This is a genomic window from Serratia aquatilis (genome assembly GCF_044865145.1).
Classification (GTDB): Bacteria; Pseudomonadota; Gammaproteobacteria; order Enterobacterales; family Enterobacteriaceae; genus Chania; species Chania aquatilis.
In genome coordinates, this window is sequence record NZ_CP173186.1 from 3,456,053 (window position 1) to 3,480,979 (window position 24,927).

At 52.6% G+C, this 24,927-nt stretch carries 20 protein-coding genes; 9 read left to right on the forward strand and 11 right to left on the reverse strand.

The window, feature by feature from the left end; genetic code table 11:
• Positions 1 to 73: 73 nt before the first annotated feature.
• From SAQUA_RS15630 to sanA, 5 genes are all read left to right on the forward strand, one after another.
• Positions 74 to 481 carry a CidA/LrgA family protein gene (locus SAQUA_RS15630; RefSeq protein ID WP_380680343.1) on the forward strand — a complete coding sequence of 136 codons (408 nt, stop codon included), beginning with the start codon at positions 74 to 76 and terminating at the stop codon, positions 479 to 481.
• Positions 478 to 1,173 (forward strand): CidB/LrgB family autolysis modulator, encoded by a 696-nt coding sequence (locus SAQUA_RS15635; protein WP_380680346.1) that lies wholly within the window; start codon positions 478 to 480, stop codon positions 1,171 to 1,173. Before SAQUA_RS15630 ends, SAQUA_RS15635 begins: the two co-directional genes overlap by 4 nt.
• Before the next feature lie 143 nt (positions 1,174 to 1,316).
• Entirely contained in the window at positions 1,317 to 2,201 is an 885-nt protein-coding gene (gene cdd, locus SAQUA_RS15640; protein ID WP_380680349.1) for a cytidine deaminase, read from the forward strand.
• Positions 2,202 to 2,400: 199 nt separating this feature from the next.
• Positions 2,401 to 4,098 carry an NAD-dependent malic enzyme gene (locus SAQUA_RS15645; RefSeq protein WP_380680352.1) on the forward strand — a complete coding sequence of 566 codons (1,698 nt, stop codon included), beginning with the start codon at positions 2,401 to 2,403 and terminating at the stop codon, positions 4,096 to 4,098.
• 145 nt (positions 4,099 to 4,243) lie between these two features.
• Positions 4,244 to 4,993, forward strand: a complete 750-nt coding sequence (gene sanA / locus SAQUA_RS15650; protein ID WP_380680356.1) for an outer membrane permeability protein SanA — start codon at positions 4,244 to 4,246, stop codon at positions 4,991 to 4,993.
• 69 nt (positions 4,994 to 5,062) lie between these two features.
• Here the strand turns inward: sanA and mglC are convergent, their stop codons facing one another.
• From mglC to SAQUA_RS15685, 7 genes are all read right to left on the reverse strand, one after another.
• The gene (mglC, locus tag SAQUA_RS15655; RefSeq protein WP_380680359.1) at positions 5,063 to 6,073 is read right to left on the reverse strand and encodes a galactose/methyl galactoside ABC transporter permease MglC; all 1,011 of its coding nucleotides are present in this window, start codon (positions 6,071 to 6,073) and stop codon (positions 5,063 to 5,065) included.
• Positions 6,074 to 6,084: 11 nt separating this feature from the next.
• Positions 6,085 to 7,593, reverse strand: coding sequence for a galactose/methyl galactoside ABC transporter ATP-binding protein MglA (gene mglA, locus SAQUA_RS15660; RefSeq protein WP_380680362.1), 1,509 nt, complete (start codon positions 7,591 to 7,593; stop codon positions 6,085 to 6,087).
• Between the two features lie 150 nt (positions 7,594 to 7,743).
• Positions 7,744 to 8,736, reverse strand: coding sequence for a galactose/glucose ABC transporter substrate-binding protein MglB (mglB, locus tag SAQUA_RS15665; RefSeq protein WP_380680365.1), 993 nt, complete (start codon positions 8,734 to 8,736; stop codon positions 7,744 to 7,746).
• Between the two features lie 301 nt (positions 8,737 to 9,037).
• The gene (gene galS, locus SAQUA_RS15670) at positions 9,038 to 10,063 is read right to left on the reverse strand and encodes an HTH-type transcriptional regulator GalS (protein ID WP_380680368.1); all 1,026 of its coding nucleotides are present in this window, start codon (positions 10,061 to 10,063) and stop codon (positions 9,038 to 9,040) included.
• Positions 10,064 to 10,192: 129 nt separating this feature from the next.
• The gene (gene yeiB, locus SAQUA_RS15675; protein ID WP_380680371.1) at positions 10,193 to 11,374 is read right to left on the reverse strand and encodes a DUF418 domain-containing protein YeiB; all 1,182 of its coding nucleotides are present in this window, start codon (positions 11,372 to 11,374) and stop codon (positions 10,193 to 10,195) included.
• A gap of 67 nt (positions 11,375 to 11,441) precedes the next feature.
• Positions 11,442 to 12,107: a GTP cyclohydrolase I FolE gene (gene folE, locus SAQUA_RS15680; protein ID WP_380680374.1), complete on the reverse strand. Its 666-nt coding sequence runs from the start codon at positions 12,105 to 12,107 to the stop codon at positions 11,442 to 11,444.
• Between the two features lie 398 nt (positions 12,108 to 12,505).
• Complete coding sequence (locus SAQUA_RS15685; RefSeq protein ID WP_380680377.1) at positions 12,506 to 13,645, reverse strand: YbfB/YjiJ family MFS transporter; 1,140 nt, start codon at positions 13,643 to 13,645, stop codon at positions 12,506 to 12,508.
• A 106-nt stretch (positions 13,646 to 13,751) separates the two neighbouring features.
• Here SAQUA_RS15685 and SAQUA_RS15690 point away from each other — a divergent pair, with 106 nt between their 5' ends.
• Genes SAQUA_RS15690 through fghA form a run of 3 tightly spaced genes read left to right on the forward strand, consistent with a single transcriptional unit; the run spans position 13,752 to position 16,729 of the window.
• Positions 13,752 to 14,699, forward strand: a complete 948-nt coding sequence (locus SAQUA_RS15690; protein ID WP_380680380.1) for a putrescine utilization regulator PtrR — start codon at positions 13,752 to 13,754, stop codon at positions 14,697 to 14,699.
• 47 nt (positions 14,700 to 14,746) lie between these two features.
• Complete coding sequence (locus SAQUA_RS15695) at positions 14,747 to 15,871, forward strand: S-(hydroxymethyl)glutathione dehydrogenase/class III alcohol dehydrogenase (RefSeq protein WP_380680384.1); 1,125 nt, start codon at positions 14,747 to 14,749, stop codon at positions 15,869 to 15,871.
• A 15-nt stretch (positions 15,872 to 15,886) separates the two neighbouring features.
• Positions 15,887 to 16,729, forward strand: coding sequence for an S-formylglutathione hydrolase (gene fghA, locus SAQUA_RS15700; protein WP_380680387.1), 843 nt, complete (start codon positions 15,887 to 15,889; stop codon positions 16,727 to 16,729).
• A 961-nt stretch (positions 16,730 to 17,690) separates the two neighbouring features.
• Here fghA and gsiD read toward each other — a convergent pair.
• The 4 genes from gsiD to gsiA are packed head-to-tail and all read right to left on the reverse strand — an operon-like array spanning position 17,691 to position 23,025.
• The gene (gene gsiD, locus SAQUA_RS15705; RefSeq protein WP_380681205.1) at positions 17,691 to 18,596 is read right to left on the reverse strand and encodes a glutathione ABC transporter permease GsiD; all 906 of its coding nucleotides are present in this window, start codon (positions 18,594 to 18,596) and stop codon (positions 17,691 to 17,693) included.
• 12 nt (positions 18,597 to 18,608) lie between these two features.
• Positions 18,609 to 19,529 (reverse strand): glutathione ABC transporter permease GsiC, encoded by a 921-nt coding sequence (gsiC, locus tag SAQUA_RS15710; protein ID WP_380680390.1) that lies wholly within the window; start codon positions 19,527 to 19,529, stop codon positions 18,609 to 18,611.
• Between the two features lie 57 nt (positions 19,530 to 19,586).
• On the reverse strand, positions 19,587 to 21,122 hold the full coding sequence (gsiB, locus tag SAQUA_RS15715) for a glutathione ABC transporter substrate-binding protein GsiB (protein ID WP_380680393.1): 1,536 nt from the start codon (positions 21,120 to 21,122) through the stop codon (positions 19,587 to 19,589).
• Positions 21,123 to 21,147: 25 nt separating this feature from the next.
• Positions 21,148 to 23,025, reverse strand: a complete 1,878-nt coding sequence (gene gsiA, locus SAQUA_RS15720) for a glutathione ABC transporter ATP-binding protein GsiA (RefSeq protein WP_380680396.1) — start codon at positions 23,023 to 23,025, stop codon at positions 21,148 to 21,150.
• A 661-nt stretch (positions 23,026 to 23,686) separates the two neighbouring features.
• Here gsiA and moeA point away from each other — a divergent pair.
• Positions 23,687 to 24,925 carry a molybdopterin molybdotransferase MoeA gene (gene moeA, locus SAQUA_RS15725; RefSeq protein ID WP_380680399.1) on the forward strand — a complete coding sequence of 413 codons (1,239 nt, stop codon included), beginning with the start codon at positions 23,687 to 23,689 and terminating at the stop codon, positions 24,923 to 24,925.
• Positions 24,926 to 24,927: the final 2 nt, after the last annotated feature.

Here is a 24,927-nt window from a genome sequence, read left to right on the forward strand (position 1 = left end):
TCATGATGCGTTTTGTGGTTTAGATCACAATTTAATTGTATGATGAATGCGTCAAGTCAAACAGGAAATAGCCATGGGCAAGGTATTCACAGTGTGTTGGAAATATGTCAGGGCGATAGTGCTGATCTACCTCAGTCTGTTTCTTGGCAACGCCATTGCGGCGCTGCTGCCGATTGCCATCCCTGGCAGTATTATCGGCATGCTGATCCTGTTTGCCCTGCTCTCTACACAAATCATGCCTGCCAAATGGGTCAAACCTGGATGCCAACTGTTGATCCGCTACATGGTTTTGCTGTTTGTGCCCATCGGTGTCGGCGTGATGAATTACTACGACCAGATTGTTGACGATCTGGCCCCGTTGGTGGTGTCTTGCCTGATCAGTACATTGATGGTTTTTGTCGTCGTCGGCTACTCTTCGCACTATTTCCACCGCGAGCGCTCTCCTGCAAGTAAAACCAAAACCCAGGAGGAAAATAAATGATGAACACTATCTGGTGGTCGCTTCCTCTGACGCTGGTGGTTTTCTTCGCGGCACGCTGGCTAGCGCAACGGTTGAACACGCCATTACTGAATCCATTGCTGGTTTCAATGGCGGTAATTATTCCTTTGCTGTTACTGACCGCGACTCCTTATGAGGACTACTTTCAGGGCAGTAAAATCCTCAATGACCTGCTGCAACCCGCAGTTGTCGCCCTCGCCTTTCCGCTTTATGAACAGATGCATCAGATCCGCGCTCGCTGGAAGTCGATTATTACCGTCTGTTTTATCGGCAGCATAACCGCGATGATCAGCGGTGGCGCCTTGGCACTGCTGATGGGGGCGAAACCGGATATTGCCGCGTCGATTATGCCTAAATCCGTCACGACGCCGATCGCGATGGCGGTAGCCGACTCCATCGGCGGCATTCCAGCAATCAGCGCGGTCTGCGTGATTTTTGTCGGAATTATGGGCGCTGTTTTCGGGCATTCACTGCTCAACCTGTTGGGGATCAGCACCAAATCTTCGCGAGGCTTGGCAATCGGAACCGCATCACACGCTCTCGGCACCGCACGCAGCGCAGAGTTGGACTATCAGGAAGGCGCGTTCAGTTCCTTGGCACTGGTGATCTGTGGGATCATCACATCACTGATTGCCCCCTTCCTGTTCCCACTATTGCTGCTACTGTTTGGCTGAGGGTTTAGGTTTTAAAATTTGTTTTATGTCGCTTATTGTCGAGTTTCATTACATGAATTTCATCAAAAATTAGACATTTATCACACTTTATTATCAGCAGGCTGCCTAGAATGTTACCCCGTTAACTTGTAGAGAGACTTCCTATGCACCCGCGCTTTCACACTGCATATAGCGAACTGCCAGCAACCTTGCAATCAGCCCTGTTGCCCTATCTGGCTGCGCCTGATTTTCGGGCCGTGCTTGAAGCAGACCAAGTAGAAACGATCAAGCAACGCTGCGGGTTAGACGACAATGGTCTGGCATTTGCCCTGCTGCCTTTGGCGGCTGCCTGCTCGTTAACGCCAATTTCTCAGTTTCACGTCGGCGCTATTGCCCGTGGCACCAGTGGTAATCTCTACTTCGGTGCCAATATGGAATTCAGTGGCGCGCCAATGCAGCAAACGGTACATGCTGAACAGTGCGCTGTTACCCATGCTTGGCTGCGCGGTGAAACCAGACTGGTTTCGGTGACCGTCAACTACACGCCTTGCGGCCACTGCCGCCAGTTTATGAACGAACTCAACACTGGCACTGCGCTATTGATTAACCTGCCGACCAGAGCACAGGCCACGCTTGGGGATTACCTACCCTATTCCTTCGGGCCGCAAGATCTGGAAATCAACCAGTTGCTGATGGACCCGGTCGACCATGGTTTCCAACTGGCCCTGGAAGATGAACTGGCCAAAGCCGCCCTGGATGCAGCCAACCGCAGTCATGCCCCTTACAGCAAAGCCCACAGCGGCGTAGCTTTGGAAGGCGAAGATGGTACGATTTACGCTGGTCGCTATGCGGAAAATGCCGCATTCAACCCTAGCTTGCCGCCGCTGCAGGCTGCGCTGGTGCTGATGAATATCTCAGGTGGCGATTGTCAGAAAATCCGCCGCGCTGTGTTGGCTGAAGCGGAAGGCGCTATCCTGACGCAGTGGGATGCCACGCGGGCCACGCTTGAAGCTCTGGGCTGTCAGGATATCCAGCGGTTTACTTTCTGAACCCTCAGGCGGAGCCTTACCTGCTCCGCTACCTTGCTTATCGCCCTCAAACACTCTCCTGAACAATGAATTGATTGGAATTCCCCTATTTTCCCCTCTCCATTGAAAAACAATTGCTGTATATATTTTCCTGATGTTTTAGGATCTACCGACCTGCCTGTTTTATAAAAATTAGCCGATACGTTTAAGAGTAAAACTGATGGAACTTGAATACGAAAGCAAACGCCCTCTGTACATTCCTTATGCCGGCCCAATCCTGCTGGAGTTTCCACTGTTGAATAAAGGTAGCGCCTTCACCGAAGATGAGCGCAGCCACTTCAACCTGCACGGCCTGCTGCCGGAAGCGGTGGAAACCATTGAAGAACAGGTGGAACGTGCATACCGCCAGTATCAGGATTTCAAGAACGACAATGACAAGCATATCTACCTGCGCAACATTCAGGACACCAACGAAACCCTGTTCTATCGCATGTTGGAGTCTCACCTGAGCGAGATGATGCCTATCATCTACACGCCAACGGTCGGCGAAGCCTGTGAGCATTTCTCCGATATCTACCGCCGTGCGCGCGGGTTATTTATCTCCTATCCAAACCGTGATCGCATTGACGATATGCTGCAAAACGCTACCAAGCAGAACGTTAAGGTGATTGTGGTAACCGACGGCGAGCGTATCCTTGGCCTAGGTGACCAGGGTATCGGCGGTATGGGCATTCCTATCGGTAAGCTCTCTCTGTACACCGCCTGCGGTGGCATCAGCCCAGCCTATACGCTGCCGGTCGTTCTGGATGCAGGGACCAATAACCCACAACGCCTGAACGATCCGCTCTACATGGGGTGGCGTCATCCGCGTATTTCCGGCGATGAGTATCATGCCTTTGTGGAAGAGTTCATTCAGGCTGTGAAGCGCCGCTGGCCAAATGTGTTGTTGCAGTTTGAGGATTTTGCTCAAAACAACGCCACGCCGCTGCTGAATCGCTATCGTGATGAGCTGTGCTGTTTCAACGATGATATTCAAGGGACCGCCGCCGTTACGCTGGGTAGCCTGATTGCCGCCAGCCGCGCGGCAGGTAGCCAACTGCGTGACCAGACTGTTACCTTCCTGGGAGCGGGTTCTGCCGGTTGCGGTATCGCAGAGCAGATCATTGCGCAGATGAAATCGGAAGGGCTGAGTGAAGAAGAAGCCCGTGCCAGGGTGTTTATGGTTGACCGCTTTGGCCTGCTAACGGATAAATTACCCAACCTGCTCGACTTCCAGAGCAAACTGGTACAAAAAAGTGACAATCTGGCCGGTTGGCAGGTGGAAAGCGACGCCATTTCACTGCTGGAAGTGGTGCGCAACGCCAAGCCCACCATTTTGATCGGCGTATCCGGTCAGCCTGGGTTGTTTACCGAGGAGTTGATCCGCGAAATGCATCAGCATTGCCCGCGCCCGATCGTGATGCCTCTCTCTAACCCAACCTCACGCGTGGAAGCGCGGCCAGAAGATATCATCAACTGGACAGACGGCGCAGCGCTGGTAGCAACGGGAAGCCCATTCCCACCGGTGACCTATAAAGAGCAGTTGTTCCCGATTGCCCAGTGCAATAACTCCTACATCTTCCCTGGGATTGGTCTGGGCGTTCTGGCCGCGAAGGCAACACGCGTCACCGATGCCATGCTGATGGCGGCCAGCCGTGCCTTGGCAGACTGCTCGCCTTTGGCTAGCGACGGCCACGGCGCTCTATTGCCGAATATCGACGACATTCAAGGCGTATCCAAATGTATCGCCTTGGCGGTAGGTAAAGCCGCACAATTGCAGGGAGTTGCCGTGGTCACTTCTGAAGAAGCGCTATCCAAAGCCATCGAGCACAACTTCTGGCGTCCCCAATACCGCAGTTACAAACGCACTTCGTTTTAAACTTGATATCGGGGCCTGATACAGGCCCCGATATTCAATCCCCGCAGCAATAAAAATTGCCTAAGAAAGCACGCTGCTTGCGTCTGCCGAACAGGTAAAGTAGCCTTGGATCCAACTTTGGCAAATGCGCGCACAGGGCACTAACATGTGGAAACGCCTGATAATTAGCCTACTCATCATCATTTCGGTGTTGTTGCTGTCGGCTATTGCGCTTGATCGCTGGATAAGCTGGAAAACAGCCCCTTACGTCTATGATGAATTGCAAGGGTTGCCGCACCGCCAGGTAGGCGTGGTACTCGGCACCGCCAAGTATTATCGCACCGGCGTGATCAATCAGTATTACCGCTACCGTATTCAGGGGGCGATCAACGCCTATAACAGTGGAAAGGTGAAATACTTGCTGTTAAGCGGTGACAATGCGCAGCAAAACTACAATGAACCCATGACCATGCGCCGCGATCTGATCGCCGCAGGTGTAGCACCAAGCGATATTGTGCTCGACTATGCCGGGTTCCGCACCCTCGACTCAATTGTACGCACACGCAAGGTGTTCGACGCCAATGACTTCATTATTATTACCCAACGTTTCCACTGCGAGCGCGCGCTGTTTATCGCGTTGCATATGGGCATCCAGGCCCAGTGTTATGCCGTACCTTCACCCAAAGACATGATGACGGTGCGAGCACGCGAGATTTTCGCCCGCCTCGGGGCCTTGATCGATCTGTATATCCTAAAACGTGAGCCGCGTTTTCTGGGGCCGTTAATTCCTATCTCTGCCATTCATGACATACCCGAAGATGCGCAAGGTTACCCGGCGGTATCGCTGGAGCAATTGGTCGAATTGGATAACAAACTGGCGGCAGAAAGACAGAAGGCTCAACAGAAAAAGAGTTGAAGACGCGATCAATATCCGTAACAAATAAAATCGGCCAGCTTTAACTGGCCGATTTTATCAACGGTGAAATTATTTTTTCTTGGCGTATTTCAGCGAATCAAGCGCAACTGCGAAGATAATGATGCTGCCTTTGATAATGTATTGCCAATAAGGGTTAACACCAATGTAGGTTAGGCCGTAGTTGATGACGGTAAAGATGATCACACCGGTCACCACACCCAGCACGGTCCCTACGCCCCCGGCGAACGATACCCCGCCCACCACGCAGGCAGCGATAGCATCCAGCTCATACATAAAGCCAAGGTTGTTGGTGGCGCTGCCGATACGGCCCGCTTCCAGCAATCCACCAAAGGCATAAAACACACCAGAAAGCGCATAGATCATAATCAGATTCAATGGCACGTTGACGCCAGAGACTTTCGCCGCTTCCGGATTGCCCCCGATGGCGAAAATATTCTTACCGAAACGGGTTTTGTTCCACAGGATCCAGACAAAGATAATCGCAATAATGGCATAGAAGGTAATGTAAGAGAGCTTGAAATCACCGAATCGCAAGAAGCCCTGGGCAAAGCTTGAGAATTTCGGATCGAAGCCCGCCACCGGTGATGCACCAACGTAATCGTAGTATAGGGAGTTGATACCGTAGACGATGATCATGGTGCCCAAGGTGGTGATAAACGGCGTTACGTTGAGATAAGCGATAATCAGACCGTTCACCAGCCCGATCACCGCACCTACCGCACAAACCAGCAAGATCACCAGAGGAATAGACCAGGTTTCCATTTGTGGAAACACTTTATTGACGTTATCCATCGATTGCAGCAAGGTTGCCGCAATTACCGCCGCCAACCCTACCTGCCGCCCGGCAGAAAGATCTGTCCCTTGCGTTACGATCAGCCCGGCAACGCCCAGTGCAATAATGATACGCACGGAGGATTGGGTCAGGATATTACTCAGGTTCATCAGGCTTAAAAACGTGGGGTCCTGGATAATAATAATTGCCAGCAGCACCAGTAACACCACATAAATGCCACCCTCTTTAAAATAGGTGAAGAAAGTTTTTTTATTCAGCGCGTTCATAATTACGATCCTTAAAGATGCAAGGAGGCTAATCGCAATATTTCATTTTGCGAGGTCTGTTTGGTATTCACGATGCCCGCAACCTGACCATTACTCATCACCAGTATTCTGTCGGTAATTCCCAAAAGCTCCGGCATTTCAGAAGAGATAATGATGATCCCCTTGCCCTTCTTCGCCAATTCGGTCATTAACTGATAAATTTCAAACTTGGCCCCCACGTCAATACCCCGTGTCGGCTCATCCATCATCAAAATTTCCGGCTGCGTCAGCAACCAACGGCCAATAATCACTTTTTGCTGATTACCACCTGAAAGTGAACCTATATTGGTGCGATGGCCTGGCGTTTTTACCCGCATGGCATCGATTACCCACTGGGTGTCACTCTTCATCCGCGTATTATCCAGCAGCCCCATCTTGTTTTTGTAATGGCGAATATTGGAAATCAGTGAGTTAAAACCAATATCCAGATAGGCATAAATCCCCGTTGAACGGCGCTCTTCGGTTATCAGTGCGAAACCGTGGTTGATGGCTTCATTGGCACTGTGATTGTTGATGCTCTTACCGTGCAATTTGATGGTGCCAGACACTTTCTCGCGAATGCCAAACAGGGTTTCCACGATATCGGTACGCTTGGCACCCACCAGCCCGGCAATACCCAGGATCTCCCCTTTATGCAAATCAAAGGAGATATCGCGGATCGAGGGTTGGCGTAAAGAAGTGAGGTTTTTCACCTCCAGAATCACCTCTCCCGGCGTGTTCTGGCGATCGGGGAAACGCTGGCTCAGCGAACGCCCTACCATCATCGAGATAATTTTGTCCATATCCAGCTCTGCCAACGGCTGGGTAGCAATCCACTGCCCATCGCGCAGAATGGTGATTTCATCACATAACTTGAAAATCTCTTCCATCTTATGCGAGATATAAACAATGCCGCAGCCACGATCTTTTAACTTGCGGATAATCGTGAACAGATGATTGACCTCTTTCTCGGTCAGTGAAGACGTCGGCTCATCCATAATCACAATTTTGGCATTATATGAGAACGCCTTGGCAATCTCGATCATCTGCATTTGTGATACCGACAGCGTGCCGACTTTGGCGCGAGGATCGATATCAATATCCAGCTCGTCAAATATTTCCTTGGTGTCTTTATACATTTTGTCCTGATCGACAAACAGGCCCTTAGTGGGGTAACGCCCCAGCCACATGTTGTCCATCACGGTCCGTTGCAGAACCAGGTTCAACTCCTGATGCACCATTGACACGCCATGCTCCAGCGCCTCCTTGGAGCTCTTGAAATCAATTTCCTGCCCCTGGAACAAAATACTGCCTGAGTCCTTTTTATAAATGCCAAACAGACATTTTAATAATGTTGATTTCCCGGCACCGTTTTCCCCCATTAATGCATGAATGGAGTGAGGACGAACGCGCAGATTCACATTATCTAGTGCCTTTACACCAGGAAACGACTTACTGATGTCAGTCATTTCCAGCAGCCACTCACGAGAGTTTTCGGCCATAACGAGTCCTGGCTAAATCTGGAGCCTGTTTTCCCCTTGCCTTCCAGGTGAAACCAGGAAAGATATCGGGAAGAAACGGGGTCTTATTATAATTCGTTCCCCCACCGGTTATATATTTAACCGGCGGGGCATTTCATCTTACCTCAGCACTTACTTAACAAACTGAGACAGATTGTCTTTATCGACTCCTACGTAAGGCACACGTACGATTTTATTAACAATTTTGTAAGGGGTGCCATCAGCCGCTGGCTTACCTGCTGCCAGGTTTTTCGCCAGTTCGAAGGTGGCTTTAGCCTGATTATCAGCATCGTTCAGCACCGTACCGGCCATAGCACCGGACTTCACCATTGCCAACGCTTCTGGCAACGCATCCACCCCAAACACTGGAATACTGGCTTTATTGTGTGCTTTCAATGCTTCTACCGCCCCCATCGCCATAGCATCGTTATTAGCGATCACCACTTCGATCTTGTTAGCATTCGGGCCTGACAGCCATGCGTCCATTTTGTCTTTGGCCTGAGCGGTATCCCACATTGCAGTATCCATCTGCAGTTGCTGCGTTTTGTAACCCGTGTCATTCAGGGTCTTGACCACGTAAGTGGTACGCGCTTCGGCATCTGGGTGGCCTGGCTCACCTTTGAGCAGTACATACTGGATCTGACCATCTTTATTCAGATCCCAGTTTGGGTTGGCTTTCCAGTGCTTGGCTATCAATTCGCCCTGGATCACCCCAGACTCCTTGGAGTCGGTACCGACGTAATAGGCTTTATCGTAACTGTCCAGAGCCTGGCGAGAAGGTTCTTTGTTGTAGAACACCACAGGAATATCGTTAGCGCGCGCTTTATCGATAACCACTGGCGCAGCGGCCGGATCCACCAGGTTGATCGCCAATGCTTTCACCCCCTTGGCAATCAGAACGTCAATCTGGTCATTCTGTTTGGATTGGTCATTCTGCGAGTCATTCATCAGCAGGGTGACATCTGGAGTCGTTTTGGCTTCTTTCTCGATTGCTTTACGCACCACTGACATAAAGTTGTCGTCATATTTATAGATCGTGACGCCAATACGGGTCTCTGCATGGGCAACAGCGCCAAACATCATGCTTGCGGCCAGCGCGGCCAGGGTGAAAACCTTCTTATTCATTGTCTGTCTCCGGTTTATATGGGGTCGTACTCGGTAACACGCCATGCCTTCGTTACTTGAAGCCGCAGCTCCAAGACTTCAGGCACGTACCCGCAGTAAAATCACTGCGGGTTGTGGCAGTTTCAAATGAATGTCTGCTATCGGTGGATCTTATTATTGCTGTAATGCTGTGTAGGCGCTGGTTTGCAATCTGCAGTGGCAAGATTTTTTGCGCCTGTAAACATATAAAGCATAGATGGCATAATGTTAATATTCTGTGAATTTTCTCACAGATTGAAAACGGTTACATAACAGTAAATATTCACAGAGTGACCGAAACCTCATTTTGCCATGGTGCAACAGAGTGTCGGCGCACCAACGTCGGCATGAATAAGTGAGAGGATTGCACGTCAAGCTGCCCGGCAGCCCCTTTAAGCGCCAATTCAGTGGCCAAGGTAGCCATGGAAACGATGGGATAACGGATGGTGGTGAGCTTCGGGCTGGTGTAACGCGCAATGGGGATGTCATCAAACCCCACCAGCGAGAAATGTTGCGGGACCATGATACCGTTTTCTTTTAATACCGCCATCGCACCGGCTGCCATAGCGTCATTGTAGGCAAAGACAGCGCTAAGTTGTAAATTACGGCCCAACAATTCCACCATTGCGGCCTCCCCACCCTGGAGATCCGGCGAAGCAAAGGCATGCCAGCTATCCGCCGGGGAGATGCCCGCAGCCGCCATTGCCTGGGTATAACCGCGCTGGCGCAGCGGCCCGTCCTCGATAGGGTGATCGGAACCAAGATAACCGATCCGTTGGTGGCCTTGTGATAACAGCAAGCGCAAAGCAATTTCTGCACCAAGCACATTATCAAGCCCTACGCAGCGATGCTCGTACCCCGTAATAATTCTATTGATAAGCACCATGCCCGGTACCTGATCCATAAAAGCGATCAGTTCCGCATCCCCCAGCGCTTTCGCATGTACAATCAAGGCATTACAGCGTTGGCGAATCAAGACTTCAATCGCATGACGCTCTTTGTCAGCCTGGTGGTAACTGTTACCGATCAACAGATATTTGTGGTTTTGCTGCGCCACAGTGTCTACCGCTTTCACTAATGCGCCAAAAAAAGGGTCGGAGACATCCATCACCACCACTCCCAGCGTATCACTGCTCTGAGTGGCAAGTGCCTGCGCATTGGCATTGGGCCGATAACCCAACTCTGCAACAGCCTTAAGCACCTGTTCGCGCGTCTCTTTGCTCGTCAGGGCGCTATTATTCAGTACCCGCGAAACAGTAGCGACAGAAACACTTGCGCGTTTTGCCACGTCGCGAATGGTGATGTTCATGGAGTATCCTGGGATCCGCAGCGTTGATAATGACGATATCCTACTCCGTTAGTCATTCTCCTCAGCGTGAATTACGTCACAGGAAAGAAAACGTTTACATACATTTTTTTAACCTGCCTGCGTCAGATCTCATTTTGTCGACTGAGGCACCTTGTCGCCGACAGCAAGCAGGGTCAATTTGCGCCATAACCACTCTACCGGGCCTTGCGCGAAATAGCGTAGCCACAGATTGGAGAACAGCAGATTAGCCAGCCAGACCAAAGGAACGATTGCCAGTAGCTGCAAGCGATCAAATTGTTGATAAAAACCAAAGCGATAAAACAGCGTAGTGCAGATTAGCGTTTGCAGCAGGTAATTACTCAACGCCATACGCCCAACCTGAGTCAGCCAATAGCTAATGCGTAGACGCGAAAGTGCGGGCCAGAAGCCATACACCAATGCCAGATAGCCGATTGCCTGCAACGGTGCCCCTAACTCACGCGGCACCTGCAGCAGAAAAGCGCTCCACCGGAATTCCCAGTCCAGTTGCCACTGCAAGATGACGCCCGGCAACTGGATCAGCAGCGAAAGCGGTATCAACCAGGCAGCCTGATGCAAATAGTAACGGGGAGAATACATGTTACACAGCCAGCCGCTGCGCATCAGTCCTGCACCAAACAGCATCAACCCGGCCAATTGCCAACCAAACTGCGCGCCAATCGCTATCAGGTTGGAAGAGAGCAGGTCCAGACGATTGCGCCAGGCTTCCGCGCCCCCTTGCAGCTTCCAGAATGTTTCGTAGTGCAACTCTGTCATGGTGGGTTGCCAAAAACTACCTGGCTCACCATGAGGAATAAAGCCCAGCAGCAACAGGATCGCAACACCGATCAAATACAGCACCACGGCGGTCTTCATTAAGGCGAACGTATTAAGCGCGTCGCGGATCATTCGCCAACACACCAGGCCAATCAATCCATAAGCCAACAGAATATCCCCTTCCCACAGGAAGATCGCATGCACCGCCCCGAACAGCACCAGCCACGACAGCCGAGCGCGTATCCAAGCTTTGCCGCGCCGCAGTAACAGTTGCAATCCGGCCCCGAATAACAGGGCAAACATGGTCAGAAACTTGACTTGAACAAACAGATCCAGCACCGCCCAGGTCCAGGCATCCCGTGCAGAAGGCAGGCCAAGATAGGTAGGGTTCAGATAGGCCGCTTTGGGTAAGCCAAACGCGCTGATATTCAGCAACAGAATACCGAGAATGGCGATACCGCGCGCGCAGTCGAGCGTAGCAATACGCGGCGGTGGAGGAGTTTGGTTAGCGTTCATTTTTTACCGCTGTATTTTGGTCGGTAAAAAGGCGCCCACAGGCGCCTGATTATCGAAGATACGTCCATCATCCGTGATAATGACGCACAGAGCGCAGGAACTCCTGGCGGGTGCTTTGACTGGATTTGAACATGCCCCCTAACGAAGTCGTCGTCGTCGCGCTGGTCGCATCACGAATACCACGAGCCTTGACACAATAATGGACCGCATCAATCGATACCGCCACGTTATTGGTACCTAATAAGGTTTGCAACGCCACCAGGATCTGCTGAGTCAGCCGCTCCTGTACCTGAGGACGTCGGGCAAAGAACTGCACGATACGGTTGATTTTCGACAAACCAATCACCGAATCTTTAGGAATGTAGGCGACGGTGGCTTTACCATCAATAGTGACAAAATGGTGTTCGCAGGTGCTGGTCAGAGTGATATCACGCACCGTGACCATTTCATCCACCTTCATCTTGTTCTCAATAACGGTGATTTTCGGGAAGTTGGCATAATCCAAACCGGAGAAAATCTCATCGACATACATTTTAGCAATACGATGAGGGGTTTCTGCCAGGCTGTCGTCTGATAAATCGAGATTCAACAGCTGCATAATTTCCTTCATGTGCTCTTCGATGCGTCGTTTACGCGTTTCGCGATCCAACACTTCCCCACACAGTGGAGTTTCCAGGCCGCGCGCTTCGAGCGCCGCGTGCACCAGTGCAGCTTCAGTACTTAACGATGTCATGGTTATTTATCTCCAGCAGGCGTCTCCGACAATGCCTGCTATGCCGATGACTAGCAGATTGGCGGTATCTAATTCTTCTAAACCCGTCGTATTCACGTTGGCCTTCTATCCGTAAACTCATTCAGGCATAGCGGTTACTTGAAGTCGACAGGCTAAATTGTGGGTCCGGTGATTATATACTCTCAATAATCCGAATTGCGTGAACGCGTTAAACCCTGGCTGACCTGTGCAATCAACACGCAATACCGTTGAGTATGGCAAATATAACGTGAACCCGATCAATATTTTTCTTTCACTCTAGATGAGAGTGAGACGTTAATCCAGTGATTGTGTTTCATCGTTATGTGAAATAACCGCATCCAGGTTATGACCTATTATTTATAGGGTTTTATTCAGGATCAGGACAATCTGCGGGCCGGGGTGTTAATCACCAACAAACCGGCGATCACCAACGCGATTGCAGCCATGTACAAGGCCGGCTCAAGGCGATGGGTCACTGCCGTTGAAACGGCTGAGAGCATCGGACCAACCAATTGGCCAATAGCATAACCCGTAGTCAACAAACCTGCCATATAGCGAGCATGATGCGGTGCCAGTTCACGCCCATGTTGGATAGAGAGTTGCACCACGCTGAGAAAACCGCCGCCGGTCAACAGTGCCCCCAGCACCAAACCGGTAACCCCCGGCACCACTTCAGCGCAGATCACACCCAGCGCCTGAAGCCATAGAGTGAACGCCAAGCGGGTTTGCGTAGTGAGTTTGTGGCGGGTCAGGATGCCAATAACGATCCCCAGTACCGCCGCACCGCCGAAAACCGGCCAGACAAACTGGGCGAACAGACTCTCAGGAAAGCGCGTCGCCGCCATCTGCGAAAGAAACGTCGCGGGCAAGATATAACCAAAACCAGCCAGGCTGTAGCTCCATACCAGGCGTTTCAATGCTGGCGTCAACACCAGTGGTTCTGGTGGCACGTTTGGGCGATGCAACCCCCCTGCCCGTGGCAGATTAATGCTGATAGCGGCTATTAATACCAACGCCAGTACGCCGTACACCAGCCAGGCTTGCGAAGCACTCAAAGCCAGATTATTAATTGCTACCGCCAGCATACCGCTGATAAAAATCCCCGCCCCCGGCCCAGCGAATACTGCGGCACTGAGTGCTGGACGGCCATAATGCGCCAAACGTTCGTTGGTCCAGGCTGCTACCAGAACCATCGCCCAACCGCTGGCCCAGCCGATTGCGAAGCGCACCGCCCCTTGCCACCACAAACCTTCGACCACGGCAGAGAACAGCGTCAACGTCACCGCTCCCCAAACGCCAAGCCACAAACGGCGTTCAACATGTCGACTGGCACGCATCGCGTCATAGGCACCACACAGGTACCCTAGATAGTTGAGTGCCGCCACTAAACCCGCACCGGTCAGGGTGAACTGATTTTCTGCAATCATCAACGGCACCTGCGGGGTGAACGCAAAGCGGCCAATGCCCATCGCCACAATCAAAGCTATAAAGCCACTCAAGGCAATCTTTAAGGCCATTGAACACATCCCGTTTGTTATAAAAAAGTTGCGCCTATAATGCCCCAGCATTACACTCACGGAAACTGAATAATAATTATCAAGTTCATCACATAAAAAGAATATTATGGATTTAACCCAACTGCGCATGTTCTGCAGTGTTGCCGAAACCGGCTCCATAGCCCGTGCCGCCGAACAATTGCACCGCGTGCCCTCGAACTTGACCACGCGGCTGCGTCAGCTTGAGCTGGAAATGGGTACCGATCTGTTTATCCGCGAAAAACAGCGTCTGCGGCTGTCGGCAATGGGCCATAATTTTCTCGGCTACGCCCAGCGTATTCTGGCATTAAGTGAAGAAGCCATGAGCCTCTCTCACGCCGGAGAACCCGCAGGCAACTTTGTCTTAGGCTCAATGGAAAGTACCGCAGCCACCCGATTACCCACCTTACTGGCAGCCTACCATCAGCGATTTTCGCAGGTTTCACTTTCACTGACGACCGGAACCTCTGGCGAAATCATCGAGCGAGTGCGTGCCGGTACGCTGGCCGCCGCACTAGCGGATGGCCCAATACAGCATGATGAACTCAATGGTTGTATCGCTTTCCCTGAGCGAATGGTGGTGATCTCTAGCCTCGACCACCCGCCTATTGAGAATGCGCTGGATGCTCAGGGAGAGACCCTGTTCGCATTCCGTTCCAGTTGCTCTTATCGCCTGCGGTTGGAGTCATGGTTCAAACATGATGGTGCAGTATCGGGTAATATTCTGGAGATCCAGTCTTATCACTCCATGTTGGCTTGTGTTGCCAGTGGCGCCGGATTAGCAATGATCCCATACTCAGTACTCAACCTGCTACCCGGTAGCCAGCGGGTCAAAGTCCACCCATTACCAGCAGAAATTGCCGAGACCGCCACTTGGCTTCTGTGGCGGCGAGACGCGTTCGGGCCTAACGTTCGCGCATTAAAAGAACTGATAATCGAACAGACGGAACGCCAGGAAACCTACGACGAACCTGGTCTACCGGCAGAGACTCACCAGCATCAACGTGCGATCAACACTACGGATTTCAAGCTGTAACCTATTAACCTGCTTGAAAAACAGGGTATACCACCGAGGAGAGAATAATGGACATGATCAAAACCCGCGCAGCCGTAGCCTGGGGACCTAACCAACCGCTGAAGATCGAGGAAGTCGATCTGATGCCCCCACAAAAAGGCGAAGTGCTGGTACGGATTGTCGCTACCGGCGTTTGCCATACCGACGCCTATACCCTGTCAGGTAAGGATCCGGAAGGGGTATTCCCGGCAATCCTCGGCCACGAAGGCGGCGGTATCGTAGAAGCGATTGGTGAAGGGGTTACCAGCGTTGCCGTTGGCGACCACGTGATCCCGCTATACACACCCGAATGCGGTGAGTGCAAGTTCTGTAAATCAGGCAAAACCAACCTGTGTCAGGCTATCCGCGCCACGCAAGGTAAAGGCTTGATGCCAGACGGTACTACCCGTTTCTTTAAAGATGGCAAGCCGATCTTCCATTATATGGGCACCTCCACCTTTGCTGAGCGCACCGTAGTGCCGGAAATTTCGCTGGCAAAAATCAGTAAAGAAGCACCGCTGGAAGAAGTCTGCCTGCTCGGCTGTGGCGTCACTACCGGTATGGGTGCCGTCATCAACACTGCCAAGGTCAAGGCGGGCGATACCGTCGCTATTTTCGGCCTGGGTGGTATCGGGCTTTCAGCGATCATCGGTGCTCAAATGGCCGGTGCTGGCCGTATCATTGGTATTGATATCAATACCAGCAAGTTCGAGCTGGCACGCAAACTGGGTGCTACCGACCTGATTAACCCGAAAGATTACGCTAAACCCATCCAGGACGTGATTGTTGAACTGACCGACGGCGGGGTCGATTTCTCCTTTGAGTGTATCGGCAACGTTAATGTGATGCGTTCTGCGCTGGAATGCTGCCATAAGGGTTGGGGTGAGTCGGTGATTATCGGTGTTGCCGGTGCAGGTGAAGAGATCTCAACCCGCCCCTTCCAGTTGGTGACCGGGCGCGTGTGGCGCGGCTCAGCTTTTGGTGGCGTGAAAGGCCGTAGCCAGTTGCCGGGTATCGTGCAGCGCTATCTGGACGGTGAATTTGCACTGAATGACTTCATCACCCACACCATGGGACTGGAGCAGATTAACGACGCGTTTGACCTGATGCACGAGGGCAAGTCAATCCGCTCGGTGATCCACTTTGATCGATAAGCCAGGAGGCAGAAGATGAGTACGTCACTAGAACTTCTCGAAGAGCACCGCATGTTCGGCGGTTGGCAACAACGTTACCGGCATGAGGCGCAAAGCCTGAATTGCAACATGACCTTCAGCATCTATCTGCCACCACCGCGTGATGATAATCCGCCGCCGGTGCTGTATTGGCTGTCAGGGCTGACTTGCAATGATGAAAACTTCACGTTGAAGGCTGGTGCGCAACGTATCGCTGCCGAACTGGGCCTGGTGCTGGTAATGCCGGATACCAGCCCGCGCGGCGAAGATGTCCCCAATGACGAAGGTTACGACCTGGGGCAAGGGGCGGGGTTCTATCTCAATGCCACGCAGGCACCCTGGGATCGGCATTTTCATATGTATGATTACATCAACGATGAATTGCCTGCACTGATTAAGCAGCATTTCAGCGTCAGCGAGCGCCAATCCATTTCAGGGCATTCGATGGGTGGCCACGGGGCGTTGATCCTGGCTTTGCGCAATCCACAGCGTTTCCGTTCGGTATCCGCCTTTGCCCCCATCGTTAACCCCTGCCAGGTTCCCTGGGGCCGTAAAGCCTTTGCGGCCTATCTGGGCAGCGACGAAACCCAATGGTTGCAGTACGACAGTTGCCACCTGCTGGCCAATAGTGGAACAAAAATAGCAGTGATGATCGATCAGGGGGATAACGATCAGTTTCTGGCGGATCAACTGCAGCCGTCCAAACTGGCCGAGCTGGCAAGGCAGCGCGGTTGGCCATTTACGCTGCGCATTCAACCTGGATACGACCACAGCTACTTCACCATCGCTACCTTTGTCGAAGACCACCTGCGCTTTCATGCAGAGCATCTGTTCAAGTGATGATGAAGTTGCGCTGAATTGAGCGCCAAGGCATTCCACTCTAACAGCGCGGGCCCGTAACAAGGCCCGCGTATTTTTTAGCTATAAACCGAGTAGTTGGGCCTAATGCAGATCGGTGAAGTGAAAAACCACATAATTTAGCAGCAAATGCTATAAGTCAGTCCCCCTCTCCCTACAGGCCGTCTCTTATACACAACGCCTTCGTCTATGTAAGACCAGTGTCATGGGAATTGCCGTCAAGAGAGTGCAATTTCATGTAACCCCCATGAACGGCAATTGCAGGGCCCAAGGCGGGGCCCTGCACCCGCGCCTACGCTTAACATGGCCTGCCCGCTGCGCGGGTCCCTTCGCTGCCCCCCCGTTGCCGGACGGGTCGGCTCAATTCACATCCATGTTCATATCGCCTCAACCGGCCCTCCATGGCCGGTTGCCCCTGGCAACGGTGTCTTGCTCAGCAGACCATGATGCGCTCAAGGTCAACACCCGAATCTGTTATCACCGGGCAGCATCGACATGGGTGTTGATAACAGAACGTCAAGCAATGCCATGGGTTAGGTGAGCACAGGTGTTGAGGCCATTGAAGGCGCGAGGCTCAGGGATAAGCCGAGTATTCGGGAGTCGCGCAGCGACCGCCTGATTCGGCCAGGGCCGGGGTGCAGGGGCTGGCTCTTGAGCCCCCAGCTCGGGCGCGTTCACTTGATAACAGAAAGAATACGAGTTGTTTAGCGACCGAAATAATACTCTGGTCCTGTACCAAAATGTAAACAAAGGGCAGCCCTGTAAGAGAGGGCTGGGGTTAGGGCTGATCGTACTGAAAAACATTAAGTATTTCGGCCTGGTGTTATTCCCACTAGGCTCTAAACCACCTGGACGGTAAAATACCAAACGGCAAGCGCTCGCCGTCTGTGCCGTTTTTATGCTGTATGACTTCGTCATTCATATTCATAGATAATGATAGAAGTTACCCCTTCAGCTTAGGATCCAATGCATCGCGCAGACCATCCCCCAGCAGATTGAATGCCAGCACGGTCAGGAAAATCGCCAGGCTGGGAAAGAGCGCCACATGAGGAGAAATCACCATATCTGCCCGAGCCTCGTTCAGCATAGCCCCCCACTCCGGCGTTGGTGGCTGTGCACCCAAGCCAAGAAACGACAGGCTGGCAGCGGTGATGATCGAAGTGCCGATACGCATAGTGAAGTACACCACGATCGAAGAGAGCGTTCCCGGAAGAATATGCCGCAGAATGATGGTCCAGTCTGAAGCACCAATGCTGCGCGCCGATTCAATATACGTCAGATGTTTCAGCACCAGCGTGTTGCCACGTACCAGACGTGCGAACGCCGGGATGCTGAAGATCGCCACCGCCACGATCACATTGGACATCCCACTGCCCATGATCGCCACCACACCAATTGCCAGCAGAATGCCAGGGAAGGCAAACAGCACATCACTGATGCGCATCACCGCCCGATCCCACCAGCCTTCGTAGTATCCGGCCAGCAACCCGAGTAACGTGCCGATACCCCCGCCGACCAATACCGAGAACACCCCGGCGGCCAGAGAGATACGTGCCCCCATCAGAATACGGCTGAAAATATCACGCCCAAGGGCATCCACACCGAGCCAGTGTACCAATGAAGGCCCTTCATTCAACCGGTCATAATCAAAGAAGTTTTCTGCATCATAGGGAACCACATAGGGTGCCAACAGCGCCACGGCGACCAGCAATAGCACGAACAAACCGGCGATCATGGCGACATGCTGGCGACGGAAGCGCCGCCAGAATTCGTGCCAAGGGGTTCGTACCGCGTTAGGGTCAATCACCGGCATTGCCTTGAGTGCAGCATTACGCCGCCAATACTTCATCATGCGGCCTGCCTATTTATAGCGAATCGAGGGGTTGATTGCCGCATACAGCATATCCACCAACAGATTAATAACGATAAACTCCAGCGAAAACAGCAGGACTTCCGCCTGGATCACCGGGTAATCACGCATTTCTACCGAGTCCACCAGCAAGCGCCCTAATCCCGGCCAGTTGAATACCTTCTCGACCACAATCGAGCCGCCGAGCAGGAAACCAAACTGCAGGCCCATCATGGTCACCACCGGGATCATGGCATTACGCAGCCCATGTTTGACGATCACCACGGACTCCCGCACGCCTTTGGCGCGTGCAGTGCGCATATAATCTTCCTGCATTACTTCCACGAACGAGGCGCGGGTAAAGCGGGCCATCACCGCCGCGACCGCAGCACCGAGGGTCAAGGAAGGCAATATGTAATGCTGCCAGGAGTCGGCCCCCACCGTGGGTAACCAGCCGAGGTTGACCGAGAAAACCTGCATCAGCAACATGCCCAGCGCAAAGGCCGGAAAGGAGATACCGGATACGGCCAATGTCATACCCAGGCGGTCGGGCCAGCGGTTACGCCACACGGCAGACACTATGCCAATCGCCATACCGATTATCACCGCCCACACCATGCTGGTGATGGTCAGCCAAAAAGTTGGCATAAAACGTGAAGCAATCTCTTCACTCACCGGACGTTTCGATACCATCGAGATACCGAAATCGCCACGCAGCACATTCATAAAGAAATGCACAAACTGCTGAGGCAGCGGCTTATCCAACCCCAGATCCTGGCGAACCAGTTGGATAACGGTTTCATCCGCTTCCGGCCCTGCCATTAAACGGGCTGGATCGCCCGGCAGCATATGGACGAACAGAAATACCAGCACGGCCACGATCAGCAGCGTCGGGATCAAGCCCAGCAGGCGTTTCAGAAAATAATTAAGCATCGTGCATAAATCCCCTCACGCCATCCTCCTTTAGCTTGGAGGATGGCGATCAGTGTCTTATTTCAGATCCGCGTTATCAAAGTTAAACGAGGTATCTGGCATGACGTAAAAACCGCTCAGTTGCTTGTTGTTGGCAGAGAGCAGACGTTCGGTGACCAGGAAAATCCAAGGTGCATCAGCCCAAATACGATCCTGGGCATCTTTATACAGCGCCTGTTTTTGAGCACGATCGGTCGTTGCCAGCGCATCGGCTAAGTTCTTGTCAACCTGCGGATTACTGTAGAACGCCGTGTTGAACTGTTTAGGCGGTGCGGCTTGGGTAGAGAATAACGGTGACAGAGCCCAATCGGCCTCACCGGTCGAAGCCGACCAACCGGTGTAGAACAGACGCACGCCGGTATCTTTCACACCCACACTTTCCACCTGCGCCGCACGCTGGCCAGCATCCATGGCGGTTACTGTCACTTTAACCCCAACCTGCGCCAACTGTTGCTGGGCAAACTGCAGCACTTTCTGTGCGGTGCTGTGGTTATGGGAAGACCACAAGGTAGTGGTAAAACCGTTCGGGTAACCGGCTTCTTTGAGTAATTCACGGGCCTTGGCCGGATCGTATGGCCATGGCTGATAGCGGGTAGCGAAGTCGATTGCCGGTGGTACCGGGCCTTCCGCAGGCACGGCGTAGCCGGAGAATGCCACCTTGATCAGCGCATCTTTATTAATCGCATAGTTCAGCGCCTGCCGGACTTTCGGGTCATCAAACGGTTTCTGCGTTACGTTCATGCTGATGTAACGTTGCAGGATCGACGGAGCGGCAACCAGATCCAACTTACTGTTTTTTTCCAGCACGCTGGCCTGCTCATAAGGAATTGGGAAGGCAAAGGTCGCCTCGCCGGTTTGCAGCATTGCCGCGCGGGTGTTGTTATCCACCACTGGCCGCCAGGTAATGCTGTCCAGCTTCGGTAGGCCAGCTTTCCAGTAACCGTCAAACTTCTTCACCTTGACAAAGTCAGTCTGGTTCCAGGTTTCGAACTGATAGGGGCCGGTGCCTACCGGGTGGAAACCGATCTCTTTACCGTACTGCTTCAGGGCCGCCGGAGAGATCATCACCGCCGCCGGGTGCGCCAAGTTGTTGATAAATGCAGAAAATGGCTGTTTTAATACAATATTGACCGTTGCCGGATCCACAACTTCGGTTTTGTCGATCATTTTAAACAGGTTGTAACGCTTGAGGTGATTGTCCGGGTTACTGGCACGGTCCAGATTCACCTTCACCGCTTCGGCATCAAACGCGGTGCCATCGTGGAACTTCACGCCTGGATGCAGCTTGAGGGTATAGGTCAGCCCATCCTCGCTTACCTTATAATCGTCTGCCAACACGTTCACCAGCTTCATGTCTTTATCAAAGCCAAACAACCCTTGATAGAAGGATTTTGCTACCGCCTGCGATAAGGTGTCGTTAGCATCATAGGGGTCTAAGGTGGTGAAATTGGACGCTACGGCAATCACCGCATCCTTGGCTGCCCAGGCGGGGCCAGCAGCGGCAGTCAGCAGAACGGCAGCCAAAACATTACGCTTGAATGTGTGCTTAGTCATATTGCTTTTCTCTCCTGAGACAAGGCTAAAAGGCACCGGCAATCGGGTGGCGGGCCACAAAATGCCCCGACCCAACCTGCACTAAAGGTGCGGTAACGGGTTCGTCACCCAGCATGCGGATCGGGCTGGGAATTTCATCTGCCAGCAGCAACTGGCGCTTATTGACATGAGCAGGATCGGCGACCGGCACTGCGGCCATCAGCTTACGGGTGTAAGGGTGCTGTGGGTTTTCGAATACCGCACGGCGTGGGCCAATTTCGACAATCTGGCCAAGATACATCACTGCCACACGGTGGCTGATGCGTTCCACCACCGCCATATCATGGGAAATAAACAGAAAGGCGATACCCAACTCGCGCTGCAGATCGAGTAGCAGGTTGACGATCTGCGCCTGGATGGAAACATCCAGTGCTGAAACCGCCTCATCAGCGATCACCACTTTCGGATTGAGTGCCAACGCGCGAGCGATACAGATACGCTGGCGCTGCCCCCCAGAAAATTCATGCGGATATCGCCGCGCATGTTCCGGCTTCAACCCTACTCGCTCCAGCAGCCAGGCCACGCGTTTCTCTGCTTCTTTACCGTGGGCGGCTTTGTGTATCAGCAGCGGCTCCATAATAGAAAAACCAACAGTCAGACGCGGATCGAGAGAAGCGAAGGGATCTTGAAAGATAAATTGAATATCGCGCCGCAGATGCTGTAAAGCGGCACCTTTTAATGCATTGATTTTCTGACCATTGAAGGTGATGGTACCGCGCTGGCTGTCTACCAGCTTTAATAGCGAACGCCCGGTGGTGGATTTACCGCAACCAGACTCCCCAACCAGACCAAGAGTCTCACCAGGGAAAAGATCAAAGCTGATATTTTCCACCGCATGAACCCGGCGTGTCACACGGTTGAGAATACCGCTACGCAGGTCAAAGCGGGTAACTAGCCCCTCTACCTGCAGAATGGGCGGAGCTCCGGCAGGGATCGTATCTTGATGTTGGTCAGTATCATTCACCCCAGGCAAGGGGAATTTGGCCGGGAAGTCTTTCTTCGCCATCGCCCCCAGTTGCGGTACCGCCGCCAGTAGAGCCCGCGTGTAAGCCTGCTGCGGAGCAGCAAATAACGCACGCACATCCCCCTGCTCGACCTTTTCTCCCTGGTGCATGACCAGCACCCTATCGGCAATCTCTGCCACTACGCCCATATCGTGGGTAATGAAGATCACCCCCATCTGCATTTCCTGCTGTAATACGCGGATCAACTGCAAGATTTGCGCCTGGATAGTCACATCTAACGCAGTGGTGGGTTCATCGGCAATCAACAGCGCCGGTTTGCATGACAGCGCCATGGCAATCATCACCCTTTGGCGCATTCCCCCAGAAAGCTGATGCGGATAGCGCTCGAGCACATTCTTCGCGTCAGGAATACGCACCAGATCAAGCATATTCAGCGCTTCACGTTTGGCGTGCCGGTGATCCATCCCTTGGTGCAACCGCAACGACTCGGCGATCTGCTCCCCCACAGGAAATACCGGGTTCAGCGAGGTCATAGGTTCTTGAAAAATCATTGCCATATCGGCACCGCGCAAGGTACGCAGAGTGCTCTGCTTTGCCTTGGCCAGATCAAGCACCTGACCATTACGACGGCGAAAATGCATCGCGCCGCTGGTTATGTCACCGCCACCTTGCTCCACCAAACGCATCAGGGCAAGAGAAGTCACCGATTTTCCTGAGCCGGACTCACCGACAATCGCCAAGGTTTCGCCGCGATCAACCTCAAAAGCCAGTTGGCGAACGGCTGCCACAGTGTCACCTTCCTGGCGAAATTGCACGCTCAGATCGCTCACCGCCAATACACGCTGTGGCGGTAGCAGCAACTCACTCTCTGCCGGTGAAAAGATTACGGCATCGGTCATAACCACTCCCGGTAAACATATTTATACCCTTTATACTTCAAGTTGCTTGGGTGTTGGCCGCGCTTACTCACCCCAGTCACATAGTTATCTATGCTCCTGGGGCCTCGCAAGCTTGCCGCCTACAAGCAACTCGAATTTTTTTGGGTATAGATACCGATGGAAGACGGCACCGAAATAACCAAAACCGCGGTGCCGTCTCTGCATTTTTCAATGGCAATCAGTTATTTTTTATTAATCTGACGCTCTGTATTAACCTCATCAAGCCAACACCGCAGCCTAAGACACCCACATAAATTCAAGTTGCAACAATCTGGCTACGCAGCGAAAAACAGGAGGTTAATTATTATTCTGCCCTTTTCGACTATATTTAGCTCGGCAAGCGATGTAAAGCGCTAACTAGCCGGCAAGCTCTAAGCGTAGTCTGCTTAGAATATTTCGTGCGGTGATAAACCTTAATGTTATAAAAACAGGGCGTTATCTGGCTTTTTCCCCTAAAACCACACTGGTGGTCTTGGGCAGTAAATAAGCGAGGCCAAAGCGCCGCTGCATACTGAAACGATCGGCCCGCAATGGCATTGCGCATTCTCCCATCCGGCGTTATCTGCCATAATAGCCGCACTTTGCCGAAAAATTCGCGCACGCTGATTACGGAGTTTTCTTTATGGATCATTGCCATACTTCTGACCTCATTTCCCTTGAGCAGGCGCTGGATAAAATGCTCAGCCAGATATCGCCTTTGCAGCAGACTGAATCCATAGCACTGACCAGCGCCGCTGGGCGTATTACCGCCACGCCGGTGATTTCACCGATTGCTGTGCCCCCGTTTGCTAACTCGGCGATGGATGGCTATGCGGTGCGTATTGGTGAATTGCAGGCCAACGTCCCCCTGCCCGTGGCGGGCAAAGCCTTTGCTGGTGCTCCGTTTAACGGCGTTTGGCCGGCCAATAGCTGTATACGCATCATGACCGGCGCGCCCATTCCGTTTGGTGCCGACGCAGTGATCATGCAGGAGCAGGCGGAAGTGAGTGAAGCGGGTGTGCGGTTCAATGCAACAGTAAATTCCGGGCAAAATATCCGTTTGGCGGGGGAAGATATCCTGAAAGGGGCCAACGTGCTGCCAGCAGGTGTCAAGCTGGGGGCAGCCCAACTTCCTTTGCTGGCCTCGCTCGGCGTTGCCGATGTGCAGGTGATACGCAAACTGAAAGTCGCGCTGTTTTCTACCGGAGATGAACTGCAACCCATCGGCCAGCCATTGCAAGACGGCCAGATTTACGACACCAACCGTTTTGCGGTGCGGTTAATGCTGGAACAACTGGGTTGCAGCGTTATTGATCTGGGTATTATCCCCGACGATCAGGCGGCTTTGCGTGCGGCATTTCTCAAGGCGGATAGCGAAGCGGATGTGGTTATCAGCAGCGGCGGCGTCTCTGTGGGTGAGGCGGACTATACCAAGCAAATGCTCGATGAACTCGGTAACGTCAGCTTCTGGAAGCTGGCAATCAAGCCAGGTAAGCCTTTTGCTTTCGGTAAACTGCAGAATGCCTGGTTCTGTGGCCTGCCCGGTAACCCGGTTTCTGCCGCACTGACCTTCTACCAATTGGTGCAACCGCTGCTTGCCAAACTGGCTGGCCACACAGAGTGGCATATGCCACCGCGTCTCAAGGCTCGCGCACTGACACCATTAAAAAAATCACCGGGCCGCCTCGATTTCCAACGTGGTATTTTCACCAGCAACGCCGAAGGTGAACTGGTAGTGAGCACCACAGGCCATCAAGGTTCACACGTGTTCAGCTCTTACAGCCAGGGTAACTGTTTTATCGTGCTGGAGCGGGAGCGTGGTTCAGTAGCAGCGGGGGAAACGGTAGAGATCGAACCTTTCAATGCGCTACTGAGGAACTGAAC